Source organism: Streptomyces lincolnensis, from assembly GCF_001685355.1.
GTDB classification, from domain to species: domain Bacteria; phylum Actinomycetota; class Actinomycetes; order Streptomycetales; family Streptomycetaceae; genus Streptomyces; species Streptomyces lincolnensis.
Genome location: NZ_CP016438.1, coordinates 10295948 through 10319054 on the forward strand (window position 1 = coordinate 10295948; position 23107 = coordinate 10319054).

General features: G+C 69.4%; 17 protein-coding genes and 7 pseudogenes. 11 read left to right on the forward strand and 13 right to left on the reverse strand.

The window, feature by feature from the left end:
* Window position 1 precedes the first annotated feature (1 nt).
* Window positions 2-829, reverse strand: a complete 828-nt coding sequence (locus SLINC_RS45340) for an alpha/beta fold hydrolase (protein WP_067425010.1) — start codon at window positions 827-829, stop codon at window positions 2-4.
* Window positions 830-846: 17 nt separating this feature from the next.
* Window positions 847-2130 (reverse strand): MFS transporter, encoded by a 1284-nt coding sequence (locus SLINC_RS45345; RefSeq protein WP_067425007.1) that lies wholly within the window; start codon window positions 2128-2130, stop codon window positions 847-849.
* 210 nt (window positions 2131-2340) lie between these two features.
* On the opposite strand from SLINC_RS45345, the gene SLINC_RS45350 reads away from it, so the two are divergent.
* Together SLINC_RS45350 and SLINC_RS50600 are read left to right on the forward strand one after the other, a co-directional pair.
* The gene (locus SLINC_RS45350) at window positions 2341-3336 is read left to right on the forward strand and encodes a LacI family DNA-binding transcriptional regulator (RefSeq protein WP_067425004.1); all 996 of its coding nucleotides are present in this window, start codon (window positions 2341-2343) and stop codon (window positions 3334-3336) included.
* A 322-nt stretch (window positions 3337-3658) separates the two neighbouring features.
* Window positions 3659-3973 (forward strand): annotated as a pseudogene (locus tag SLINC_RS50600) (TetR/AcrR family transcriptional regulator C-terminal ligand-binding domain-containing protein); the annotation flags it as partial.
* 262 nt (window positions 3974-4235) lie between these two features.
* On the opposite strand, the gene SLINC_RS45355 reads toward SLINC_RS50600, so the two are convergent.
* Window positions 4236-4841, reverse strand: coding sequence for a TetR/AcrR family transcriptional regulator (locus SLINC_RS45355; RefSeq protein ID WP_067425001.1), 606 nt, complete (start codon window positions 4839-4841; stop codon window positions 4236-4238).
* A 474-nt stretch (window positions 4842-5315) separates the two neighbouring features.
* Here SLINC_RS45355 and SLINC_RS45360 point away from each other — a divergent pair, with 474 nt between their 5' ends.
* Both SLINC_RS45360 and SLINC_RS45370 read left to right on the forward strand, forming a co-directional pair.
* Window positions 5316-6167 (forward strand): alpha/beta fold hydrolase, encoded by an 852-nt coding sequence (locus tag SLINC_RS45360; RefSeq protein ID WP_067424999.1) that lies wholly within the window; start codon window positions 5316-5318, stop codon window positions 6165-6167.
* A 1710-nt stretch (window positions 6168-7877) separates the two neighbouring features.
* Window positions 7878-8744 carry an alpha/beta fold hydrolase gene (locus SLINC_RS45370; protein WP_067424993.1) on the forward strand — a complete coding sequence of 289 codons (867 nt, stop codon included), beginning with the start codon at window positions 7878-7880 and terminating at the stop codon, window positions 8742-8744.
* A gap of 38 nt (window positions 8745-8782) precedes the next feature.
* Here SLINC_RS45370 and SLINC_RS45375 read toward each other — a convergent pair whose 3' ends face one another.
* Together SLINC_RS45375 and SLINC_RS45380 are read right to left on the reverse strand one after the other, a co-directional pair.
* Window positions 8783-8962, reverse strand: coding sequence for a hypothetical protein (locus tag SLINC_RS45375; RefSeq protein ID WP_067424990.1), 180 nt, complete (start codon window positions 8960-8962; stop codon window positions 8783-8785).
* 172 nt (window positions 8963-9134) lie between these two features.
* On the reverse strand, window positions 9135-9707 hold the full coding sequence (locus tag SLINC_RS45380; protein WP_067424987.1) for a TetR/AcrR family transcriptional regulator: 573 nt from the start codon (window positions 9705-9707) through the stop codon (window positions 9135-9137).
* Between the two features lie 190 nt (window positions 9708-9897).
* On the opposite strand from SLINC_RS45380, the gene SLINC_RS49950 reads away from it, so the two are divergent.
* Complete coding sequence (locus SLINC_RS49950) at window positions 9898-10383, forward strand: AMP-binding protein (protein ID WP_250637356.1); 486 nt, start codon at window positions 9898-9900, stop codon at window positions 10381-10383.
* Window positions 10380-11459, forward strand: a complete 1080-nt coding sequence (locus SLINC_RS49955) for an AMP-binding protein (protein ID WP_250637355.1) — start codon at window positions 10380-10382, stop codon at window positions 11457-11459. The genes SLINC_RS49950 and SLINC_RS49955 overlap by 4 nt, the downstream gene beginning before the upstream one ends.
* 434 nt (window positions 11460-11893) lie before the next feature.
* Here the strand turns inward: SLINC_RS49955 and SLINC_RS48950 are convergent.
* From SLINC_RS48950 to SLINC_RS45400, 4 genes and pseudogenes are all read right to left on the reverse strand, one after another.
* Window positions 11894-12253 (reverse strand): annotated as a pseudogene (locus SLINC_RS48950) (SDR family NAD(P)-dependent oxidoreductase); the annotation flags it as partial.
* Between the two features lie 25 nt (window positions 12254-12278).
* Window positions 12279-12539: pseudogene (locus SLINC_RS50605) on the reverse strand (SDR family NAD(P)-dependent oxidoreductase); the annotation flags it as partial.
* A gap of 141 nt (window positions 12540-12680) precedes the next feature.
* Complete coding sequence (locus SLINC_RS45395; RefSeq protein WP_067424981.1) at window positions 12681-12881, reverse strand: hypothetical protein; 201 nt, start codon at window positions 12879-12881, stop codon at window positions 12681-12683.
* A gap of 81 nt (window positions 12882-12962) precedes the next feature.
* Window positions 12963-13973 carry a GlxA family transcriptional regulator gene (locus SLINC_RS45400; RefSeq protein ID WP_107406526.1) on the reverse strand — a complete coding sequence of 337 codons (1011 nt, stop codon included), beginning with the start codon at window positions 13971-13973 and terminating at the stop codon, window positions 12963-12965.
* 87 nt (window positions 13974-14060) lie between these two features.
* Here SLINC_RS45400 and SLINC_RS48710 point away from each other — a divergent pair.
* From SLINC_RS48710 to SLINC_RS49910, 3 genes and pseudogenes are all read left to right on the forward strand, one after another.
* Window positions 14061-14996, forward strand: a pseudogene (locus SLINC_RS48710) (NADP-dependent oxidoreductase); the annotation flags it as partial.
* 33 nt (window positions 14997-15029) lie between these two features.
* A pseudogene (locus SLINC_RS49900) lies at window positions 15030-15788 on the forward strand (nuclear transport factor 2 family protein); the annotation flags it as partial.
* 400 nt (window positions 15789-16188) lie between these two features.
* Entirely contained in the window at window positions 16189-16569 is a 381-nt protein-coding gene (locus tag SLINC_RS49910) for an alpha/beta hydrolase fold domain-containing protein (protein ID WP_237282056.1), read from the forward strand.
* Between the two features lie 135 nt (window positions 16570-16704).
* Here the strand turns inward: SLINC_RS49910 and SLINC_RS45415 are convergent.
* Together SLINC_RS45415 and SLINC_RS45420 are read right to left on the reverse strand one after the other, a co-directional pair.
* Window positions 16705-17738, reverse strand: a pseudogene (locus SLINC_RS45415) (alkene reductase).
* Between the two features lie 189 nt (window positions 17739-17927).
* Window positions 17928-18767, reverse strand: a complete 840-nt coding sequence (locus SLINC_RS45420) for an alpha/beta fold hydrolase (protein ID WP_067424972.1) — start codon at window positions 18765-18767, stop codon at window positions 17928-17930.
* Between the two features lie 128 nt (window positions 18768-18895).
* On the opposite strand from SLINC_RS45420, the gene SLINC_RS45425 reads away from it, so the two are divergent.
* Entirely contained in the window at window positions 18896-19504 is a 609-nt protein-coding gene (locus SLINC_RS45425; protein ID WP_067424969.1) for a TetR/AcrR family transcriptional regulator, read from the forward strand.
* A 615-nt stretch (window positions 19505-20119) separates the two neighbouring features.
* On the opposite strand, the gene SLINC_RS45430 is transcribed toward SLINC_RS45425, so the two are convergent.
* Complete coding sequence (locus tag SLINC_RS45430) at window positions 20120-20950, reverse strand: enoyl-CoA hydratase/isomerase family protein (RefSeq protein WP_067424967.1); 831 nt, start codon at window positions 20948-20950, stop codon at window positions 20120-20122.
* Window positions 20951-21326: 376 nt separating this feature from the next.
* Window positions 21327-22025, reverse strand: a complete 699-nt coding sequence (locus SLINC_RS45435; RefSeq protein ID WP_067424965.1) for an SDR family oxidoreductase — start codon at window positions 22023-22025, stop codon at window positions 21327-21329.
* Window positions 22026-22250: 225 nt separating this feature from the next.
* On the opposite strand from SLINC_RS45435, the pseudogene SLINC_RS49915 reads away from it, so the two are divergent.
* A pseudogene (locus tag SLINC_RS49915) lies at window positions 22251-22653 on the forward strand (IS200/IS605 family accessory protein TnpB-related protein); the annotation flags it as partial.
* Between the last annotated feature and the right edge of the window lie 454 nt (window positions 22654-23107).

Consider the following 23107-nt stretch of genomic DNA (forward strand, 5'->3'; position numbering starts at 1 on the left):
GTCAGGCACTCCCTCGTACCGCGTTGTCCCGGATCTGCGTGATGATCTGTGGCCAGAGCGGCCGGGGAAGCTCATGGCCCATGCCGGGGTAGATGGTCAGCTTCGAGTCCGCGATCAGTTCGTGCATGAGTTTGGAGGCGTCGGCGCTGATCAGGCGGTCGCCGTCGCCGTGCAGGATCGTGGTGGGCACCGTGATGTGGTGCAGGCGCGGCGTTCGGTCCGGGGAGTTGTCGAGCGATTCCAGCTGACGCTCGATGCCGTCTGGGTCGTGGTCCCGGTCGTACATCTGGCCGCCGAGCTCGCGCAGCCACGTGATGTCCTGGGGGTATCCGGGTGAGGCGCACACCGCTTCGTTGTCCAGGTAGAGCGTGATCGCCTCGTCGCGGTTGCGGGCCCGGGGGCGGTGCGTCCGCTCGTCGACCAGGTCGCGTCCGGCGAGGAAGTCCGTGCTGGGCGCCGTGTAGACAAGGGCCAGGGTCAGTACACGTGTGGGGTGGTCGAGGGCGAGTTGCTGGGCGACCATGCCGCCCATCGACTGTCCGACGATGTGCGCCGAGGGAATGCCGAGCGCGGTGAGCAGGCCCGCGGTGTCGTTCGCCAGGTCGGCCAGGGTGTAGCCGCCCTGCGGGAACTTCTGCGAGAGGCCGACGTCCCGGTTGTCGAAGCGCAGGACGTGGAAGCCCTGGTCGGCGAGTTGCCTGCAGAAGTCGGCGCGCCATCCGAGCATGTGGGCGCCGAGGCCCTGGATCAGCAGCAGCGGTGGGTGGTCGGGATCGCCGAACGTGCCGTAGGTGAGGGACACCCCGGTGGGTGTGGTGATCATGGTCATGGGGGGGCTCCGTGGGGTTATCGGATCGAGCGGATGGCCATGGCCAGCGCTCCGGCGACCAGGGCGGACGCGCCGCTGACGAGGAACAGTGAGCCGTAGCCGCCGAGCCCGATGAGTGAGCCGGCGATGGCGGGCGCCGCGAGCTGGGGCAGGCCGGTGGCGACGTTGAGGATCGCGAAGTCGCGCCCCTCGCTCTCCTTGTCCGGCAGGACCAGCGACATGACGGCGAGGTCGACCGCGAAGTACGTGCCCAGCGAAGCGCCCGAGACGGCGGAGTACGCGAGCATCGCGCTCCAGCTGTGGCTGATGATCGGTATGACCTGGGACAGGCCCAGGCCGATGGCGCTGATCGCGATGAACAGCTTGCGCCGGTCGAGCTTGTCGGCGAGCCAGCCGCAGAGTGTGGCGACGGCGATCCAGGTGCCGAACGAGACCGTCGTGAGGGTGCTCACCGCGAGGGCGACGTTGCCGCCGGGGACGTTCTTGGCTCCGACGTAGTCCTGCACGGCGAAGAAGAGGTAGCCGGAGACCGTGAAGTAGGCCAGGAACAGGCCGAACCGGCTGGCGAAGGCCAGGGTGAAGTCCCGGTGGCCGAAGGCGCGGAAGAACGCCCGGACGGCCGCGATCACGTTGCCCCGTCGCTTCGGTCTCTCCGTCACCAGGTCGAGCGAGGACGGTTCGCGCGCACCGGCGACGAGCGCGAGTGTCGTGACGAACAGCACCAGCGCGAGAACCGTGTAGGCCCAGAGCTGGCTGACCCGGCCGGCCAGGTTGACGCCGAAGAGGATGCCGACGGGCGTACCCAGACCGATGACCGCGGAGGCGATGCCACGCCTGGCCACGGGCACCCGGTCGGGCAGGATCGCCGAGATCGCCCCGCCGTAGAAGTTCGCGGTGAACCACAGGACCGGGACCAGGACCGCGAGGACGGCCAGTCCGGTGCTCAGGCCCATGGCGATCGTCAGCAGCCCGGACACCCCGGCCATCACCACCAGCCAGGGGGCGCGCCGTCCGAACCGGGACCGCGTACGGTCCGACAGCGCTCCGCCGGCGGGAAGGGCGAGCATCGAGGCCACCGCGCCCAGCGTCGTCAGCAGCGCCAGCACACCGACCTTGGAGCCGGGCGCGAGGTCGGCCACCTGCGCGGGGAGCAGGATCACACCGATCCCGTTGAACAGGGCGTACATCGCGGTGGTCGCCGGGAAGACGAAGGCAAGCAGGCGGCCAAGGCGAACCGGATCGGCGGGGCTGGAAACGCGGCCGGGTGTCGGGTCGGTGCTGACGGGGATCGTGTCATCCATGACAGATCTCTCTTCGTGTGGATCCACCCCCTCGGCGTACGTAGACGGTGCTCGGTTGGGGTGGCGGCTCGGGCAAATCAGGTGCGGGGGCGTCCGTCCCCTACGGGCCATTGCGGCGACCGAAGCTGCGATCTAATACGTATTAGATCGCCTGGTGGCCGTAACGTAGCCTGTGTCTGAAAGTGTGGCAAGGGGTTCGGGGAGGGGACATTGCCGAGAGTCACCAGCAAGGATGTGGCGCGGGAGGCCGGGGTCTCCCAGACCACCGTGAGCTTCGTGCTCAACGGCAGGGACGAGCACGGGCTCTCTGCGGAGACGCGCCGACGGGTGCTGGAGACGGCGAACCGGCTCGGCTACGTGCCGTCGGGGGCCGGTCGTGCGCTGCGCAAGGGCCAGAGCAACGTCGTGCTCTGCGTGGTTCCGGATTTCCCCGTCGCGGAGGCCATGGAGCAGTTCAAACTGGCCCTCGGCCGGTCGCTGGGCGAGGCCGGCTATGCCTGCGTGTACCTGCACCACGCCGGGACGGCCACGCCGCTGGCCGAGCTGTGGCAGCACGTCCAGCCGGCGGTGGTCGTCGCGTTCGGCAGCCTGCCGGCCGCCGACGCGCAGTTGCTGCACCGGGCGGAAATCCCTCTGCTCGACGGCGTGTTCACACCGGGCGGCACGGGTCTGACCGGGCTGAGCCAGGAGGACATCGGGCGGCTGCAGATCGAGCATCTCGCGGCACGCGGGCACCGGCACATCGGCTACGCCGCCGTGGACGACCCGCGAGAGCGGCCCTTCTGTCTGCCCCGCCTGGAGGGTGCCACCCGGGCCTGCCGTGATCTCGGTCTGCCGGCTCCACAGGTGGTCAGCATGCGCTACTCACGGGACAGCGCCCGGAACGCTGTCGTGGAGTGGACGCATGGCGCCACTCCGGCCACGGCTGTCGCCGCATTCAACGATCTGATCGCCCTCGCCGTCCTGGCGAGCTGCCGCACCCAGCACATCGGCATCCCGGACGACCTGGCGCTGATCGGCGTCGACGACCTCCCCGTGGGCTCGCTCGCTGTACCGGCCCTGACCACCATCGGGATGGACCTCACCGCGGCGGCCGGCAATCTCACCGCCGGCATCCTCGCGGCGGTCGGGGCTCCGGCTCCGGCGGCGCCGAGCGGGCCTGACGCGGGCGGCATCCTGGCGCTCATCCAGCGCGAGACCACGTAGCCGCGGTCGTTGTCATGGCATACAGCCGGCCGGCGTGAGGGGAACGTCTGTTCCGGCGTCGTGCCGAGTGCCGAGCGGTTACCCGTCGTGGTGCCCGAAGTCGGTAGACGCTGCAGAGATTGAGGAACTGCGCACGCGCGACGTCGTGCTGGTCGGCTCGTCGGCGTCCGGCGTGGGCCTCGGCCTGCCAGCAATCGGCTTGACGAGGAGGACCGACGGGCAGTCGCCGCTCCGCCTGCCGTCTCAGCACTGTGACGCCGCATGACCGACGCCGAGACGGCGATTACCGCAGACCTGGTCGGCCGGACCCGGCCGACTCCGCGAGGAACTCATCGCGACGATGACCCGCGCCACGTGGAGCCATGACGCTTCTCGAGTCGACCTGCTCTCGGCCTTGCACGACACGACTCGCCGGGAGCCGGAACTGTGCAGCCTCGTTAGGCAGCGCTATGTCGACTCCCTGTACCAGGCCGTCGAGGGTGTGCTGGCGCACGCGGTGGAGCGCGGCGAACTACCCCCGCGCCAGGGCGATCCGTCAGGAGGTCACCCGATCGCGGTCTCCGCCGCCCTCGCTCTCCTGCTCCACTGGGGGCTTGTCCGCGACCGGCAGGTCGGCGACGACGGCATCGCGGCGGTCGTCGATGCCGTCCTCATGCCCTCGCTCCGACGGTCATGCGTACAGCGTCACCGGCAGGAGATTGATCAGACGCGTCCGGGCTCTGTGACCGTTGCGGCTTCAGGCCCCTGCGGGAAGGGGTGTCGGGTGGGCGGGGCCGCGTGCAGGCTCCGGGTGTCGGGTGGACGCCTTTTCCCGCAGGGGTGTCGCGCCGCAGGTGAGGGGTTGGCGCGGCGCGGGCGGTGCGGCGCGCGCTCCGCCGCGGTGCCTGTGTGTACGCCGGTCAGTGCACCGTCCTGGTGCCCCCTTCGTGTTCGATGCCCAGGAGCGCGAGGGCGTTGTGGATGCCCTGGTCGAGGACTTGGTCGGCGAGCTGCGGGTCGGCGAGGGCCCGTGAGAGCTGGAGTGTGCCGGCCATCATGGCGTAGGAGCTGAGTGCCATGGGGCGGACCGAGAGCGGGTCGCCCGGCGCCAGGCGCGCGGCGATGCCGTCGGCGACCGCCAGGACGCCCTCGGTGTAAGCCTGCTTGGTGGGGTGTGCGCAGCGCCCTATCTCGTCGAGCAGGGCGGCGGAGGGGCAGCCGACGTCACGGCTGTCACGGTGCCAGGGGGACAGGTACCAGCGCACGATCTGTTCGAGGCCGGCGCGGCCCGGTTGTGCGTGCGCGACGATGCTCGCGTTCTGGGCCTGCAGCTGGTCGGCGATCGTGGTGGCCACCAGGTCGTCCTTGGACGTGAAGTGGGTGTAGAAGGCGCCGTTGGTCAGCCCGGCGTCCTTCATGAGCGCCGTGATGCCCGAGCCGTCGATGCCGTCTTCCTTGAAGCGGCGGCCGGCCGTCTCGATGATCCTCTGCCTGGTGGCCTGCTTGTGCTCTTTCCTGTATCGCACCGCAACTCCTCTACGTGCCGGGTGGGCCGCTCGCCCTCCGTCGGCTCCTCCAATGTATTGTATTGTGAACGTAATTCAATGACCCTGAATTCCTGCGCTCTCGCGGGCGGGGCGGGGTCGCCGTCCCTCGGCTCCCCCCGCGCCGAACCGCTTGCGCCGCCGGCCCGCAGGCGGTTCCGCGGCCGGGCCGCGGGCTCCGCTCGCCACGGGAACCCCCCTTGCGCACCAGAGTCGCCTCTGCTTAATATTATGAACATAATTTAATTGCCCTGCGGCTCGGCGCGGTGGATTCCGGGGTGATCGGAGCGAGCCGGTGACCGAGTGATCCGAGCAGGCCGTCGGCCTGATCCACAACCCTGGCTCGCCGCATGGGGCAGCCGAGGGCAGCGACCCCGCAGACCCGGCATGTCTTGGTGTGCTGCGTGAGCAGACCCGCGAGACATGACGGGCACCCGCCCACAAGAGAAGGACGTCATGAGCACCTATCTGGCAGACAAGGCCGAGAACCTCACCGTGGAGGGGCCCTCCGCGGCCTTCACCTACCGGCGCATGGGTCCGCAGGGCGGTGTCCCGCTGGTCCTGCTGCAGCGTTTCCGGGCGACCATCGACTGGTGGGACCCGGAGTTCCTGGACTACCTGGCCGCCGACCACGACGTGATCGTGTTCGACAACGTCGGCACCGGCTACACCACCGGCGAGCCGCGCGACTCCCTCGACGGATTCGCCGAGGGCGCCGCCGAGTTCATCGAGGCCCTCGGCCTCGCGCGGGCCGACGTGCTCGGCTGGTCTCTGGGGGGCTTTGTGGCCCAGCGCCTGGCCGCGCGTCGCCCGGAGCTGGTGCGCAAGATCATCGTGGCGGGCAGCGGCCCGACCGGCTGGGTGCCCGGTGCGCCGGAGGCGAGCGAGAAGGTCCTGGGCATCATGGCCAAGCCCGACGCCGACCAGGAGGACATGCTGTACCTGTTCTACCCGGAGACGGAAGCGGCCCGCGCCTCGGGGCGCGAGCACTTCGCCCACGTCGCGCCCCGGCTCGCCGCCGGTGGCCCCGCGGTCACCGAGGCGGCGGCGCAGGGCATGCTCGCCGCGATCGGCCAGCTCCTGGCAGCCCCCTTCGACGAGGTCAAGGCCGAACTGGAGTCCATCAAGCACCCCGTCCTGTACGCCAACGGCCTGCACGACGTGATGGTCCCCGCCCACGCGTCCTACGTCGCCGTCCAGCACCTGGCCGACGCCACTCTCCTCCTCTACGGCGACGCCGGCCACGCCTTCCTCTTCCAGCACGCCAGGGCCTTCACCAAGCAGGTGGCCGACTTCCTCGCCGCCTGAAGACGCCGACCGCGCCGCCGATCCCGAACCTCGGGCGACGGCCGGTCAGCCTTCGTGCAAGGGCCGCCTCACAGCCGTGAGGCGGCCCTTGCACGGCTTGGGCCGTCATCACCGTCGAGCCTGGGCAGCCGGTGCGTACCGGCACGTGACCTCGTAGCGCTCCCCGACACGGCAGGCGGCACCCATTATTGGTCGTCCCCCTGCCGTCACCTCGTGCCTGTCCTGCGGGCAGGGGTCCGCAGGTCTGCTCCCGTCGTCGGCGGTGTCCGGCGACGGGACTTTCGGCGGCACGCAATTTTGTCTCGGTGCCGGGTCTCACGAAGAGACCGTGAAGCGTCCCGTCCCGCGCGCTCACAGTGAAACGATCACACGCACCGGGCGTCACCGCGTTGCCGGGCCCGTCCAGGGGATGCCGTAGCGCTCGCTCCGTGCAGGTGGTCGACGGTGAAGGCGGCGGCGCGGAGGTCCTCGACGCGTGAGCTGCTGCCGAGCAGGAGATCGAACTCACCCGGTCCGACGACGCGGCGTCCCGAGCGGCGACGAGGGTGCAGTCACCGGCGGGAACGAGGATCATCACCTCGACCCATTCGCCCGGCTCGACGTCGACATGGGTGAAGGCCTTCATTCGCGATCGGTCCACGTCACGCTCGTGACGCGGTCGCGGGCATACGCCTGCGCAGTCTCCCGTGCGGGACGGCGGCCCGTCCTGGTCAGCGGCACCGCGGCCCGCAGCGTCCCCGTGGATGTGACAACGGATTCTGGACCGTCGGGTCCGAGTCGTGCACCGCCGTGCAGCTGAGACCCTCGCCGAAGGCGAACAGCGGATCCTGTGTCAGATCGGGGCATCTGCAGCCGTGCTGCCCCCGGACCTGGTTGGCAGTGGGCCGGCAGCCGCCCGCTCGGCTCGGTGCGCCCGAGCAAGAGCTCGGCGACCGCCCGGCCGCCTGCATCCCGGGGTGAAGGCATGGACGATGGCGTCGGCGCCGAGTGCCCGGGCGGGCAGGGTCGAGGGCTTGCCCTGGACCAGGACGACGAAGGGCCGGTCGAGCTTCCGGAGGGTGTCGAGGAGTGCGATCTGACGTCCCATGAGCTCCAGCGTCGCCATGGAGCGGCCTTCCCCGGTCAGGCCGACGGTGTTGCCGACGAGCGCCGCAAGCGCTGCACTAGGTGCGCTGCGGGTTCAGGCGGGAGTTGCGCCGTACCGGTGGCGGGCGTCGTCGTGGTCCACGGTGTGCACTCCGGCCGGCCCTCGTCCTGGAATCCGGGCGCAGCCAGGCGTCGTCCTCACGCCGGGCATCGATGCCATGACCGCTGTACAGATCGTCGGCTGTCCCCGGTCCGGGTCCGGACGTCCGCGACTCGCCGGTGACGACCAGAGTCTCTCAGCCGCCGGCGCAGGTGAGCCGCTCCTGCCCTGGTGGTGCGCTGTGCTGTGTGCCGCGAAGCCCGGCGGAACCCGTGATTCCACAGCAGTGCATCTCGTTCGGCCCCAACCACTTGCACCCTGATGAAATTATGGTCATACTTCAATGGTCGACGGGTTGTTCAGAGGCCTGATCCAGGCGGTTCTCCGTGAGCCTCCTCTGACCGTCGACTCCGGACTGCAGCCGCGGCCGGGAGACACAGGAGCACCGCCCGCTCTACGCCCACCTGCGAGGAAGCAGAAATTGGCGCACAGTGGCGGTAACCCACACATTGAAGGGCACGACCGTGAACGCACGCGAAACACATGGTGACGTGGTGACGTCGTACAAGAACGCGCAGACCCGCACCGTCACCGCCGACGGAGTGACCTTCGCCTACCGCGACCTCGGCCCCCGGACCGGCATGCCGGTCATCTTCATCACCCACCTCGCCGCGGTCCTGGACAACTGGGACCCCCGGGTCGTCGACGGCATCGCCGCCAAGCACCGGGTGATCACGTTCGACAACAGGGGCGTGGGCGCCTCCACCGGCGAGACACCGAAGACCATCGAGGAGATGGCCAAGGACGCCGTCACCTTCATCCGGGCGCTGGGGTTCGAGCAGGTCGACGTCCTCAGCTTCTCGATGGGCGCCATGATCGCCCAGGTGATCGCCCAGACCGACCCGCAGCTCATCCGCAGGCTGATCCTCGCGGGCACCGGTCCGGCCGGCGGCGAGGGCATCAAGAACGTCACCCGGATCTCCCACTACGACACCCTCCGGGCCCTGCTCACCTTCCAGGACGTGAAGCAGTTCCTCTTCTTCACCCGCACCCCGAACGGGATTCGGGCCGGCAAGCAGTTCCTGGCCCGTCTGAAGGAGCGCACGCAGGACCGGGACAAGGCGATCCGCCTCAAGTCCTACTTCTCCCAGCTCAAGGCCATCCACCGCTGGGGGCTGGCACGGCCGCAGGATCTGTCCGTCATCAAGGTGCCCGTGCTCGTCGCCAACGGTGACGACGACCGCATGGTTCCGACGTCGAACACGTACGACCTGGACCGGCGACTGCCGAACTCCGAGCTGGTGATCTACCCCGACGGCGGCCACGGCGGCATCTTCCAGTACCACGAGCAGTTCGTGCCGACGGCTCTCGAGTTCTTCGGCCGGCCGTAGGGCCGCGGTGCGGTCTGCGTACGGGTCGAGGACGTGGGTCAGAGCCGTGACGCCCGGTGGGCGGGCGGCTCTGTCACCTGTTCGACGTAACCGGCCTGCTCGCTTCTCGGCCAAACGGCGCCGAGCCGGTTGTCGTGCAGGATGGCGACGCGCAGATCGGTGTGGTCGGCGTCCCGTCCGAGCGCCAGGCCCAGGAGCGCGCTGCCGCTACGGCGCATGCCGAACGCGCGCGACGCCGACCGCCGTACGAGCGGAGGACCGTCGCGTCGGTGTCGCTGCCGAGAGCGCAGTCGCCCCAGGGGCCACCCACTCGGGCTGAGCGCGCAAACGTGGGTGCACGGCGCCGGCGTCCCGGCCCTTGTCAGGTGCTCACCCAGCCGGTACTGGCCGTCATCGCGCGAAGGCGAGGGCGTTCTCGATCCCCTGCTCGAGGACCTCGTCGGAGAACTTCCGGTCGGAGAGCGCGCGGGAGAGCTGCAGCGTTCCCACCGCCATGGTGTAGAGGCCGATGGCCTGACTGCGGGCGGACTGGGGATCCTCGGGCGCCAGACGGGCGGCGAGCTCGTCCAGGATGGCTTTGGCGCCGTCGGTGTAGGCGTCCTTGGTCGCGTCACCGCAGCGGCCGATCTCGTCGAGCAGCGCTGCGGACGGGCAGCCGTCGCCGGGGTTGTCCCGGTGCTCGGGCGACAGATACCAGCGAATGAAATCCTCGAGTCCCTCACGGCCGGGCCGCAGCGTGTCGTACTGCTTGACCTGCGCGCGCAGCTGCTCGGCGACGACGTGGGCTACGAGGTCGTCCTTGGACTCGAAGTGGGCGTAGAAGGCGCCGTTGGTGAGCCCGGCGTCGGACATCAGCGTGGAGATGCCGGAGCCGTCGATGCCGTCCTGCTTGAACCGGTGGCCGGCCCGCTCGATGATCCGCTGCCGCGTGACCTGCTTGTGCTCCTTGGCGTAGCGCGCCACAGGCTTGCTCCCTCAACTCCGCCGGGCCATTGCCTCGTATCCCATCCTAATCTATGGTCTGACGCGCGTAATATTACGGTCGGCAGGTGATTTTGTGGCCGATCCGCCGCCCATCGGACGGCAGGCCATGGGCCCACGTGGCGGTCTCGGCCGTTGCCCGGCTCGACCGCCCCGGAGAATCAGGAGAGCAATGATGCTCAGCCCGAGCCGCAACGTGTCACGACTGCTGACGGACACCGCGTCCCGACACCCGGAGCGTACCGCGATCGTCTTCGGTGACGACCGCATCACGTATGCCGCCCTCGACGCCGCCGCCAACCGTGTCGCGAACCTGCTCGCCTCGCGCGGGATCCAGCCGGGCGACAAGGTCGCGCTGTCCTGCCCCAACGTGCCCCACTTCTCCAGCGTCTACTTCGGCATCCTCAAGGCCGGCGCAGCGGTCGTGCCGCTGAATGTGCTGCTGCGGTCTGGCGAGATCGCCTACCACCTTGCCGACTCGGACGCGAAGGCGTACTTCGCGTTCGAGGGCACGCCGGAGCTTGCGATCGCGCAGGCCGCGTGGGAGGGGTTCCGGGCGACCGATGGCTGCACCGAGTTCTTCCTGATCGAGAGCGGCGGCGCGGCCGGGGCGGGGCACCGGAGTCGTACCAGGCGGCCGTCGCCGAGCAGCCCGTGACGTTCCGTACGGTCGAGCGCGACGAGGACGACACCGCGGTGGTCCTCTACACCTCCGGCACGACCGGCCACCCCAAGGGCGCGGAGTCGCGCCACCGCAACGTGTACGACAACGCGCTCGTCGGCCGCGACCTGTTCGCCGCCGATCCCGGGCGCCCCGACACCTATCTGTGTGTGCTGCCGCTGTTCCACGCCTTCGGCCAGACCGTCGTCCAGAACGGCGCCTTCGCGTTCGGCGGCACGATCGTGATGCAGCCGAGGTTCGAGGCGCAGGCGGCCCTGCGCCTCATGCTTGCCCACGACGTGACGTTCTTCGCCGGGGTCCCGACGATGTACTGGGGTCTGCTCGCGGCGCTCGACGAGAGGGTCGACGTCGCCCGCCTGGCGGCGAACCTGCGTGTGGCCGCGGCCGGCGGCGCGGCGCTGCCCGCCGAGATCCACAAGCAGTTCAAGGACCGCTTCGGTGTGACGATCCTCGAGGGCTACGGGCTGTCCGAGACCTCGCCGAGCGCGTCTTTCTCCCGTTTCGGCGAGGAGCCCCGCGTCGGTTCGATCGGGGTGCCCATTCCGGGCGTGGAGATGAAGCTCATCCGCGATGACTGGTCGGATGCCGAGGGCGGCCCCGAGGCGATCGGGGAGATCGCGATCCGGGGACACAACGTCATGAAGGGCTACTACAAGCGGCCCGGCGCGACGGCCGAGGCGATCAAAGAGGGCTGGTTCCGCTCCGGCGACCTAGCCCGCAGGGACGAGGACGGCTTCTACTACATCGTCGACCGGTCCAAGGACATGATCATCCGGGGTGGCTTCAACGTCTACCCGCGCGAGATCGAGGAAGTCCTCATGGAGCACCCCTCGGTCTCGCTGGTCGCCGTGATCGGCGTACCGCACGAGTCCCACGGCGAGGAGATCAAGGCCGTCGTGGTGCGCGAGGCAGGCAGCGGCACGACCGAGGACGAGCTCGTGGCCTGGGCGAAGGAACGGCTCGCCGGGTACAAGTACCCGCGCATCGTCCAGTTCGTCGACGCACTGCCCCTGACCTCCACCGGCAAGATCCTCAAGCGCCACCTTTCCTGATCAGGCCGGCTCGGCCAGGACGGCGGAGCCAGGTGGTAGAATCAGGCGGCCAACCTGGGGTATGTCCGGATGCGATGGCATCGCGCACGTACCCACCTCAGGAAGGTCACCCGGTAGCCGGTAGCCGGTAGCGTGTACGCGGCAGGATGAATCCGTGACGGCAGAGAAGCCTGGGCACCTTCACCCGCCGCTTCACGAGGAGTGGGCATGAGCGGGGGACGCCGGCCGAATCAGCTGAGGGTAGGCCGGGCTCCTCACCTCCTGGAGACCACCGACTTGCCGGTCGCACCCGGCCGACATCGCGCGCATCGCCGTGGACGGCATCGCCGCCGGCGCCTACGAGATCCTCGCCGACAACGCCGCCCGCCAGGCCCAGGCAGCACTGTCCGGAGGCTCCTCGCAGCACGGACGGCGGGGCCAGCGAGCCGGCCGGATCACACGGGGTCAACGGTGTTCGATGGCCTGCACGACGGCTTCGGCGGCCTGGTCCAGTTCCAGGCGCTTGAGCAGCGGCCGTTTCTGATCATGTCCGTCTGGATCAGAGAGAAGCAGGCGGTGGTGGCGGAGGCGCCGTGGCGGGCGAGTTCCACGCGCAGTCCGCGCCCGAGCTGCTCGACCGCGGACTTGCTCATCGCGTAGGGAATGGCCCCCACACCGTTGAGGAAGGCGAAGACGGAACTGATCAGGACGACCTGGCCCTGGTTGGCGATGATCTGCTCCATCGCCGCGCTGACCGTGTTGACGAATCCGTTGATGTTCACGGCCAGCACCTTGTCGACCGCGGGTGCGGGCGTGGCACGGAAGTGTGGAGCCCTGCCCCATGATGCCGGCGTTCGAGATCACGACGTCAACCCGCCCGAACCGCTCACACACGTGGGCCACGGCATCGTCGAGCGCGCTGCGGTCGCAGACGTCCGCGGTAGAGCCGACGACGTGGGACGACGAATGCCGGCCGCGATCTCCGGCGTGTCCGGACGCAGATCCACGATGCCGACCTGGGCGCCGCGGGGGAGGAGGGTTCGGGCCGTGGCGCTGCCGAGTCCGCCGGTGATGAGTACGACCTTGTCGGCGAGTCCGGATGCGGAGCCGCGGGACGGGACCTCGTGGTCATCGACGGCGCACCGCTCGCGTCGCGAGCGCATGTTCACCGCTGTTTGGCTGCGCCGTGCGTACGCCGAAGCGCCCGAGGAAGGCGACTGCCTCGGGCGCCGGGGGCTGTGGTCAAGCGGTGTGCGTGGGTGGGGTAGTCGGTGTAGCCGGCCGCGCCGCCGCCGTAGAAGGGTGGAGGCGCTCGACCAGGTCGGGGTTGGCGAGGGCCATCGAGCCCACGGTGATGACGTCGGCGATGCCGTTGTCGATGTCCTTGGCACGGGTGGCGATGTCGGTGCCGGCCCGGTTGAGGATCAGCGTGTTCGGCCACAACTCGACTCGCGGGTGCGTTTGCTGTCATACGCGCGACCGATACCGGTTCCCGGCATGGCCGATGGCATGACGTGCATAATTTTACGGTCGAGGGCGACGTGCTTGACCGTCCCGCCGGGCATCCGCCGCGGCGGCACGGCTCGTTGCCGGTGCGCCTCGGAAGGTGCGCCGGTAGGCCAGTGGTGTGACGCCGATAGCGGCGTGCAGGTGTTCGCGCAGCGAGGTGCCGCCGGCGAAGCCGACCTGGCCGGCGATCTCGTCGACCGGCAGGTCGGTGGATTCCAGCAACTGCCGGGCCCGGTCGACGCGTTGCTGGATGAGCCAGCGTCCGGGGCTCAAGCCGACTTCTTCGTTGAAGCGGCGGGCGAAGGTGCGCAGGCTCATGTTCGCCTGCTCGGCGAGGTCGCTCAGCGTCAGCGGCTTGTGCAGGTTCTGCAGCGCCCACTGCCGGGCGGCGGACGTGTCGTTCGCCGTTGCGTCGGGGACCGGGTGTTCGATGTACTGCGCCTGGCCTCCGTCGCGCCACGGGGGGACGACGCAGGTGCGGGCCACACGGTTGGCGATCTCGCTCCCGTGGTCCTTGCGGACAAGGTGCAGGCAGACATCGATGCCGGCAGCGGCACCGGCCGAGGTCAGCACGTCGCCTTCGTCGACGAACAGGACGTTCGGGTCGAGTTCCACCTGCGGGTACCACTCCCGGAAGAGGCCCGTGGCGTGCCAGTGCGTGGTGGCCCGGTGCCCGTCGAGCAGCCCCGCCGCGGCCAGCACGAAGGCGCCGGTGCAGGTCGACACGATCCGGGTGCCGGGGGCCACGTACGCGAGGACTTGCGCCAGGTCGACCGACGTCTGACGGCTGGGGTTGCCGGTGTGGAACGGCGCGATGATGACGGTGTCGGCGGTGCGCAACGCCTCCGGGCCATGATCGACGGTGATGGAGAAGTCCGCGTTGGTGCGCACCGGGTGACCGTCGATGGTGCAGGTCACGACCTCGTAGCGGCCGTCCGCGGCGCCGAAGACGCGGTGGGGAATGCCCAGGTCGAACGGGTACACCCCGTGCGAGGCGAGGACAACGACGCGGTGCACCTTGATCACGGCAGGATCCCGTCGAAAATTGGCGATCACGCCATTGTAGGGGCCTGTGACGGCGGCCAGGCTGGGCCCATGACGGACACCGAGACCATGCGAGCCATCAGCCAGGACACCTACGGCGCCCCCGACGTGCTGCAGGAGACCCTGCTGCCCAAACCGGCGCCAGGGGTGAGCGAGATCCTGGTCGCCGTCCACGCGGCCGGGGTCAACCCGACCGACTGGGGGAACCGTGCCCGGTCCGCGACCATCGCCCGGATGCCGCTGGTGCTCGGCTGGGACGTCTCCGGCGTCGTCGAGGCCGTCGGCGTGGGCGTCACGCTGTTCAAGCCCGGCGACGAGGTCTTCGGCATGCTGCCCTACCCGGGCGGAGTGGGCTCGCACGCCGAGTACGTGACCGGGCCGGCCCGCGTCTTCACGCACAAGCCCGCCGGCATCGACCACGTCCAGGCCGGTGCGCTGCCGCTGGCCGCGCTGACCGCCTACCAGGCACTGGTCGACACCGCCGGGGTCCGGGCCGGGCAGCGAGTCCTGATCCACGCGGCGGCCGGCGGCGTCGGTCACCTCGCCGTGCAGATCGCCAAGGACCGCGGCGCGTACGTGATCGGCACCGCCAGCGCCGCCAAACACGACTTCCTGCGATCCCTCGGTGCCGACGAGGTCATCGACTACCACAGCGTCGACTTCACCGAGGTGCTCAGCGACATCGACGTGGTCCTCGACCCGATCTCCCGCGACTCCGCCGCCCGCGCCCGATCCGTGGCCGTGCTGCGCCCGGGCGGCACCCTCGTCTCGATCCTTCCGGTACCCGTCGACGCCGGCGAACTGGCGGCGATCGCCGAGCGGGGGATCCGCTACGAGTCGCTGCTGGTCGAGGCCGACCAGGCCGGCATGCAGGCCATCGCCGCCCTCGTCGAGACCGGCGCACTGCGCGCCCACGTCGAGGCCACCTTCCCGCTCGCCGAGGCTGCGAAGGCGCACACGCTCGGCGAGACCGGCCGCACCACCGGCAAGATCGTGCTGACCGTCCGAGACAGCAAGGCACACGTTGCCAGCCAACTGCTGCATGACGTGTTCGTCCTCGGCGACACGGCCATCGTCGATCGGGTCGTGCGGCCCGATTCCTACATCCAGCACAACCCCCTGGCGCCCGACGGAGCCGACGCCCTCAAGTACTTCAGCGGCGCCATGCGACAGCAGTTCCCGCAGGCCGCCTTCGAGCCCCGCCGGATCATCACCGACGGAGATCTGGTGCTGCTGCATTCCCGCTACGTCATGGTGCCGGGCACCGAGGGTCTGGCCGTGTTCGACCTGTTCCGCTTCCAGGACGGCAAGATCGCCGAGCACTGGGACGTCATTCAGGAAGTGCCCGCCACCACGGCCAGCGGCAACGACATGTTCGCCACGCTCAGCGAGCCGCGGACCGACGCGGTCGGGCAGCGCTGGTTCACCGCCTACCACAAGGAACTGGTCACCGCGTTCGTCGACCAACTGCTGGTCCGCAAGGACCTGACCGCCATCGACACCTACGTCGGCGTCGACTACCACGAACACAGCCCGACCATCTCCGACGGCGCGGCCGGCCTCAAGGCCGACCTGGGCAGCTACTTCGACAAGTTCCCGCAGTCGAGTGTCACACCGAAACGCGTCATCGCCGAAGGCGACCTGGTCGCCGTGCACAGCCACTACGTCGACACGCCGGGCGAGCGTGGCCGGTCGGTCATCGACCTCTTCCGGGTCCGCGATGCCAGGATCGTCGAGCACTGGAGCTCCGAACAGGCCGTGCCCGAGACCGCCGCCAACGACAACACGATGTTCTGACAGCCGCCGGGGGCGGGGCGCATCGTGTCCAGCCCCCACAAGAGCGACCGGCATCAGGCCATCAGCGCGGCGATCCCCGAACCGTCGATCCCGTCGCTCTTGAACCGACGCCCAGCCGTCTCGCTGATCCGCCGCCGCGTCTCCTGCTCGCGCTCTCGCCCGTATCGAGTTCGCGCAGTTCCTGGACGGCGTGCGCACCAAGTGGATGACGCCGGGCCTGGACCTGGGCATCGTGCGCGACATCGCCGAGACGCACCACCTGGCGTCCACCGAACCGGAAGACGTCACCTACGCCGAGGTCGACGCCGACGGCGTCCCCGCCCTCTGGGCCATCCCCGCCGGCGCCGACCCCGACCGGGCGCTGCTGCACTTCCACTTCGGCGGCTCAGCCACCGCCTCCATGCATTCGGACCGCAAGGCCGCCGGGCACATCGCGAAGGCCGCCGGGATCCGCTCGCTCGTCGTGGACTTCCGCCATGCCCCCGAACACCCCTACCCGGCACAGCTCGACGACGTCGAGACCGCCTACCGACCACGCCCCTTTCGACTCCAAGGACGATCCGGTCGCGACGGCGGTCGCCGACCAGTTGCGCGCGCAGTGCGAGGCTGTGGGTGCGGCGGTGCCCGGCCAGGCCCGGATGGAGCAGATCCTGCGGGCCTCTCTCGGTGCAGCACCGTGACAGTCCTGAGCACGGCTGCCCGTCGGCCGCCCTGCTCGACGAGATCGCCCGCGGCACGGACGCGACCCGACGCGCGTACACCGACGGGGTGCTCACCGTGATCGACGACGTTGCCGCCCGGGTCGCACCCCAGGACCCGCGCTCGGTACGCGTGCGGACGTTCAGCATCTATGCCCTGGCGTGCGTACGCCGGAGCGCCCGAGGGAGGCGATTGCCTCGGGCGCCGGGGGCTTGGGTCAGGCGGCGTGGGTGGGGTAGTCGGTGTAGCCGGCTGCGCCGCCGCCGTAGAAGGGTGGAGGCGCTCGACCAGGTCGGGGTTGGCGAGGGCCATCGAGCCCACGGTGATGACGTCGGCGATGCCGTTGTCGATGTCCTTGGCACGGGTGGCGATGTCGGTGCCGGCCCGGTTGAGGATCAGAGTGTTCGGCCACAGCTCGCGCAGCGTGCCCAGGAGTTCCTCGTCGCCGCCGTGGGCGAGGTGCAGGTAGGCGAGGTCGAGGGGGGCGAGGGCGCGTACGAGGTGCGGGTAGAGCTCGTGGGTGTCGTGCTCCGTGAGGTCGCCGAGCTGGAAGGGGTTGCCGGGGGAGAGCCGGATGCCGGTGCGGTCGGCTCCGATCTCGTCGGCCACGGCGGTGGCGACCTCCACCGCGAAGCGGATGCGGTTGTCGAGGGAGCCGCCGTACCGGTCGGTGCGCTGGTTGGTGCTGGGGAAGAGGAACTGGTGGATCAGGTAGCCGTTGGCGCCGTGGATCTCGACGCCGTCGGCGCCGGCCGTGATGGCTGCCGCGGCGGCGCGCCGGAAGTCGTCGACCGTCGCGGCGATCTCCTCGGTGGACAGTGCGCGGGGCTGGGGCATCTCCTGCATCCCGGAGCCGGTGAACATCTGGCCTGCCGGCTTGATCGCGGAGGGGGCCACCGCCTGCCGGTGGTGGGGGGTGTTGTCGGGGTGGGAGATGCGTCCGACGTGCATGAGCTGGATGACGATGCGTCCGCCGGCCTGGTGCACGGCGTCGGTGACCTTGCGCCAGCCGGCGATGTGCTCGTCGGTGTAGATGCCCGGGGTCACCACATAGCCCTGGCCGTCGGCGGAGGGCTGGGTGCCCTCGGTGATGATCAGGGCGTGCGAGGCGCGCTGGGCGTAGTACTCGGCGTTCAGCTCGGTCGGCACACCGTCAGGCGTGGCCCTGCTCCGGGTCAGGGGGGCCATCGCCAGACGGTGCGGCAGGGAGATCTTTCCGGCGACGGTCGGGGTCCACAGGCTGTCGAGCATGCGTGATTCCTCAGGTTGTTGGTGGCGGACATCCGGGCAGACCTGCGTTCCGGGCTGTGCATCCGATGAGGCATCCGCCATGAGCATGGACAAATTAAATTACGCACGTAATGCTTTATGGGTGGCGGACGGCGCAGGAATGCCCGGGGGCGGCTGTCGGCCGGGGATGTGCCGTTCGCGTGCAGCTGCCTACTCGTCGAGGAACTGAAGGGCGTGCTTCAGGAACCGCTCGGGGTACTGGAACTGCGCTCCGTGCCCGGCGTCGGGGTAGATCAGTAGCTGGGCGTCGGGGATGTTCTGGGCGAGGTGCCAGGAGTTGACCGAGGCGATCATCACGTCGTTCTCGCCGTTGAGGACCAGCGTGGGCTGGGTGATCGCGTTCAGGTATGCGTAGGGATTCTCGCCCGGCAGCGGCTCCGCATAGGCCATGGACGCTTCGAACTGCGCCTGCCCGACTGCGGGCGAGCTCGGCGGGTCCTGGTCGGCCCGCTGGTGGCGTCGCTCCCAGAAGGCCCGGCCCGCTTCGACCGCGGCCTGTGAGCGGCCGAAGAACAGGAAGAGGAAGTCCTCCAGGGTGGGGACCGGGTTCAGCGCCACCTCGGGCACCTTGGGGTCCATCGTCGGGTCCCCGCCGCGCAGGCCGGTGCCGAGCAGGAGGAGCTTGCGCACCAGCTGGGGGTGGCGCAGCGCGACCTCCTGCGCCTGGTAACCGCCGAGCGAGAAGCCGAGCAGATCGACCTGCTCCAGCCCCAGCGCCCGGATGACGGCGGCGATGTCGTCGGCCATGTCCTCGACCCGGTTGCGCGGCGTGCCCGACGACGAGGCGATGCCGCGCCCGTTGAACAGGATCACCTCGCGGCCTTCGGCCAGGCCGTCGGTGAGCAGCGGGTCCCAGTTGTCCATTCCCCCGCGGAAGTGCTGGACGAGGAGGACCGGGACGCCGGAGGGCTTGCCCCAGCGGCGGTAGGCGAACCGTTCACCGTCGACCTCGATGTACTGGGTCGGTGCGGTCGCGTGCGTGTCACTCATGGCCTGAGCCTTTCTGGAGGGATGAGCAATACAATGATGGTCGTAATTTAAAAAGTCAACCTCATAGATGTCGATCGACATCTATGTATGCTTGAACGTCGAGCGTCGACCGCGGAAGGGGGCTTCACATGCGGGTCACCAGGGCACAGGCGGAACAGAACCGTGCGCACATCGTCGCGACAGCTGCCAGGCTGTTCCGCGAGCGCGGCTATGACGGTGTCGGCGTGGCGGAACTGATGGCGGCGGCCGGGTTCACCCATGGCGGGTTCTACAAGCACTTCCGCTCCAAGGCGGACCTGATGGCCGAAGCGTCCGCGAGCGGGCTCTCGCAGACCGCGGCACGGACAGAAGGCCTGGATCCCGCCGAGTTCGTCGAGAGCTACGTCTCCCGGGAGCATCGCGACGGGCGCGGCGACGGCTGCACCATCGCGGCCCTCAGCGGCGATGCCGCACGTCAGTCGGCGGACATCAAAACAGGGTTCGCAGCCGGGATCGAGAACCTGCTGACGGCCCTTCAGGCCCCAAGCGACACGCTGGGGGATGCGGACCAACGCGCGGCCCGCACCATGGTGATCGACATGCTCGCCCATTCGGTCGGAGCGGTCATGCTGTCGCGGGCATGCCCGGACGATTCTCCGCTGGCGGACGAAATCCTTGATGTCTGCCGCAAGGAGATTCTCGCCTCGCTGGCGCACGGCAGCAGCGATCAGCCGGCAGCACTGGGCCCAGAAGCCTGACCGCAGCCGACCGACACAGGGCCGACCACCCGAGAGGCAGACACTGACGCAAGAGCCTGCGATTTCGAGCCGTTGGTGCGGCATTGCAGCAGAAGCCCTCTCAAAGGATGGGCTGCGCCGCTGCCGAGAGCTGTTCATGTGCCGTGGGTGGCTTTGACGTCGGCGATTGGCCCCACCGAATTGGCCATCGTTGGCGCCGACGGGTGTTCGATGACGGTCCGCGGCGGCCCCACCTCGTGGCCGTATCTGCAGCGAGTGGCAGTGGGGCCGCTTTCGGGACGTCACACGCCGCTTGCCGTCCAGGTGGGGCCAGGTGGCCAATATCGAGGGGCCGCTGACAGACGTCACAGCCAGCCGTGGGCGACGTCACGGCACCGGACGCGAGAACGTTCGGTCCACTTGCACGTGACGACGGTGGGACATTGGCCGTCGCGTTTTCCGTGTTCGGAGACCGGTGGGTGCGGCGGGGCCCTCCGGCCGGGAAGCCGGCGGCCGGGCTGCCGTTGAGGCGTGCCCGGCCGCCGTGGGAACCCTGATGGGTGGGGGATGGACGCTGCCCGGGGTGTCGCGGCGCCTACGGGCGCCCTGTGGGGCGCTGCGGTCGGTCGTGGGTGATCAGAGGGCTTCGCTGACCCGGCCGATGTACTCGCCCAGCTGGTACTCGACGTCGAGGCCCTTTTCGGCGACCAGTGCGCCGAGCCCGACCGCGCGCGCGGCGAATCCCGGCTGCGTCAGGGTGCCCGCGAACTCGCCGAAGGAGGCGACCAGGTGGGCGTCCGGCGGCAGTGTCGCCCGGTTGACCTGGGACTTGGCGGTCGCCAGTGCCTGCCGGTCGAAGGAGGCGAGGCGGGCGACGGTCGCGTCGACGAAAGCGTCGAGTTCCGCGTCGGGCAGGGTTCGGGTGACCCATCCCCAGCGCTCGGCGGTGTCGGCGTCGTAGTCGGCGCTGGTCAGGATCGCCTCCAGCGCGCGGTCGCGGCCGAGGGCGCGCGGAAGCCGCTCGCCGCCGCCTCCGCCGGGGACGAGGCCGAGGCCGACCTCGGGCTGGCCGAAGAACGCCTTCTCGCGGCTGGCGTAGCGCAGGTCGCAGGCGAGGGCCAGCTCGTTGCCGGCGCCCCGGGTACGGCCCCGGATGGCCGCGATGCTGACGAACGGGGCCTTGGTCAGCCGCAGGACCATGTCGGTCCACAGCGGGTTGTCGTCCTCGTGCTCGGGCGCGGGGATGTCGGCGGCCGCGGTGGCGTCGAAGTGGTTGATGAAGAAGTCGGGGAGTTCGCTGGCGAAGACGACGACCTGGATGTCCGGGTCGTTCTCCAGCTCCGAGACGATCTTGTGCAGCGTCACGATGGACTCAGGGATCACCAGGTTCACGGGGGGATTCGAGAACGTGATCCTCGCGGTCCGCGGGGTCGTCCGCTCCAGGCGGATCGTGCTGGGCTGGCTCATGGCGTGGTTTCCATTTCCTGAGGGGTTGGGCTTGCGTGGCCGTGATCGCGACCACGGAGCTGTTGCGCCTGGTGGGGTGCGGGTGTCGTCGGCTTGTCACTCGGAGCTGCGTCGGCTGGGCCGGTCCCGCCTGCACCTGTGCGGCATGGCGTGGGCGTTCGTTCGCGCTGATGGCGAGCCACCGCTCTGTCCCCACCATTTACCTTACGTTCATAATACAATAGGCCGAGAAGCGCCCAGCAGGCAAGACCCGACACACGGGGGGAACCGTCGCCGGCCGTACAGCACGCTTGACCGACCGACGAATCACAGATGCTGTGCCGTGGCGTTCCCTTGGCGGACGTGCCTGGCGGTTGGCCGGTGGGGCGGGTGCGCCTCAGGGGAGCTGCGGGTAGAGCGCGGAGACGCCTCCGGCCAGTGCGGCCTGCGCCTGTCGGGAGGCCTCGTCCGCGAGGATCTCGTAGGCGCCGGCGGCGATGCCGTCGACGGCGATGCGCGCGATGTCGGCCGGGTCGGACTTGGCCGCGTCGACGGCTCGGACCATGTCGGTGTCCATGTAGCCGACGTGCAGGCCGGCTACGCGGATGCCCTGGTCGGCGAGCTGGAGGCGCAGGGTGTTGGTGAGCGACCACTCGGCGGACTTGGCGGCGCAGTAGGCGCCGAAGTCCGGGAAGCTGACCCAGGACAGGCCGGACAGGACGTTCAGTATCGTCCCGCCGCCGTTGGCCGCGATCTGGGGTGCGAAGGCGCGGGCCACCGAGAGGGTGCCGAAGTAGTGGGTGTCCATCTCCAGGCGGACGGCGTCCAGGTCGGCGGTCAGCAGGTCGGCGCCGGTGGACGACCCCGCGTTGTTGACCAGGACCGTGATGTCGCCGGTGGCCTCGGCGGCCGCCGCGACGGAGACGGGGTCGGTGATGTCGAGCGCGATCGGCTTCACGCCGGGCAGGTCGACCTGGTCGGGGTTGCGGGCGCCGGCGTAGACGGTGGCGCCGCGGCTGAGCAGTTCGGCGGCGAGGGCTCGGCCGAATCCCCGGTTGGCGCCGGTGACAAGGGCGGTGCTGGTGGAGAGGTCCATGAAGGTTCCCGGTGAAGTGGAGAGGAGATGACCGGAGCACGGATGGCGTGGCCTAATGCGGCTCCATTAAATTACGATCGTAATCGTAAGCAGAGTGAGTCAGTGATCGCAACCGATCCGCCTGGTGAACGACGCTGCGCCAGGCACCTTGGCCGGAGCACCGTCAAGGAGACAGGCGGATGGCGCCCTAGATCCGCCGCGCCCTACCGCGACATAGAGGACCCGGGCAAGCCCACCGGCCGGCTGCGTGCCCGGCTGACCTCGATGACCGACCAGACCGGTATCGCGGTCATCGCCGTGCACCCGGCCTACACCAGCCGCTGGGGCCGCCCAGCACGGCAGAAACCCCTCAACTCCAAGACTCGTAAGACCACTCGCCATGAGGCTGCCGCCGTGGCGATCAGAAGGCGCGCCCTGCGGCACCCGGTCCGGCGTCGGACGGCACCGCCCCCTGCTCACCGGAGTGATGAGCAGGGGCATCGGACCGTCCAGGCTGGACCGGGTGCCCCCACGATCCGTGCGCGCCGGATGCGGAGCGAACGCGGGGGACCAGAACGCCCAACACCGTTCGGGGCGTTCTGCTGAGCAGGGGGCCTGGCAACAGGACTCACTCCCGCTCAGTCTCTAGGAACGGTTCAACGCCGCCACGCTCTACGCCTACTCGCTGCTCCAGGAGAACGTCGCAGCCTGCGTCCGCCAGCGCCGTCCGAAGCCCGGGTCACGCATATCGGGCCAGGCCCGCGGATCCATCTGCGTGACCTCCACGAGAGATAGTTGCAACCGCGCAGGTGACTCCGCTGCGAACTGCCCGAGCCAAACTGACTCGATATCAGGCCGCATGACCTTGAAGAGGGGAAGACAACATCTCAGATACTCCATAGTTTTTTGCTTCCATTAGGAGGCATGGGGAGTGCTGGCCAGGTCCGGTCCGTGGGAGAACGGGTTGAACTGCTTCTTCCCTCTCCAGACCGGGGCCTGCCTCACAGGAGCCGCGTGGCACACTCTCGCCTACTTGCCAGCCAGTGGACGACCGCGGAGCGGACGTCCACTCAGATACCTTAACTACAAGCCAAGTTGCAGAT

Bases quoted from the DNA above. Each gene is read 5' to 3' on its own strand.
- SLINC_RS49950 (WP_250637356.1), top strand. From the start codon at position 9,898: ATGATGCTCAGCCCGAGCCGCAACGTGTCACGACTGCTGACGGACACC.
- SLINC_RS45425 (WP_067424969.1), top strand. From the start codon at position 18,896: ATGCGGGTCACCAGGGCACAGGCGGAACAGAACCGTGCGCACATCGTC.
- SLINC_RS45340 (WP_067425010.1), bottom strand. From the start codon at position 829: ATGACCATGATCACCACACCCACCGGGGTGTCCCTCACCTACGGCACG.
- SLINC_RS49910 (WP_237282056.1), top strand. From the start codon at position 16,189: ATGCATTCGGACCGCAAGGCCGCCGGGCACATCGCGAAGGCCGCCGGG.
- SLINC_RS45435 (WP_067424965.1), bottom strand. From the start codon at position 22,025: ATGGACCTCTCCACCAGCACCGCCCTTGTCACCGGCGCCAACCGGGGA.
- SLINC_RS45375 (WP_067424990.1), bottom strand. From the start codon at position 8,962: ATGCGCCGTAGCGGCAGCGCGCTCCTGGGCCTGGCGCTCGGACGGGAC.
- SLINC_RS45360 (WP_067424999.1), top strand. From the start codon at position 5,316: ATGAGCACCTATCTGGCAGACAAGGCCGAGAACCTCACCGTGGAGGGG.
- SLINC_RS45420 (WP_067424972.1), bottom strand. From the start codon at position 18,767: ATGAGTGACACGCACGCGACCGCACCGACCCAGTACATCGAGGTCGAC.
- SLINC_RS45345 (WP_067425007.1), bottom strand. From the start codon at position 2,130: ATGGATGACACGATCCCCGTCAGCACCGACCCGACACCCGGCCGCGTT.
- SLINC_RS45430 (WP_067424967.1), bottom strand. From the start codon at position 20,950: ATGAGCCAGCCCAGCACGATCCGCCTGGAGCGGACGACCCCGCGGACC.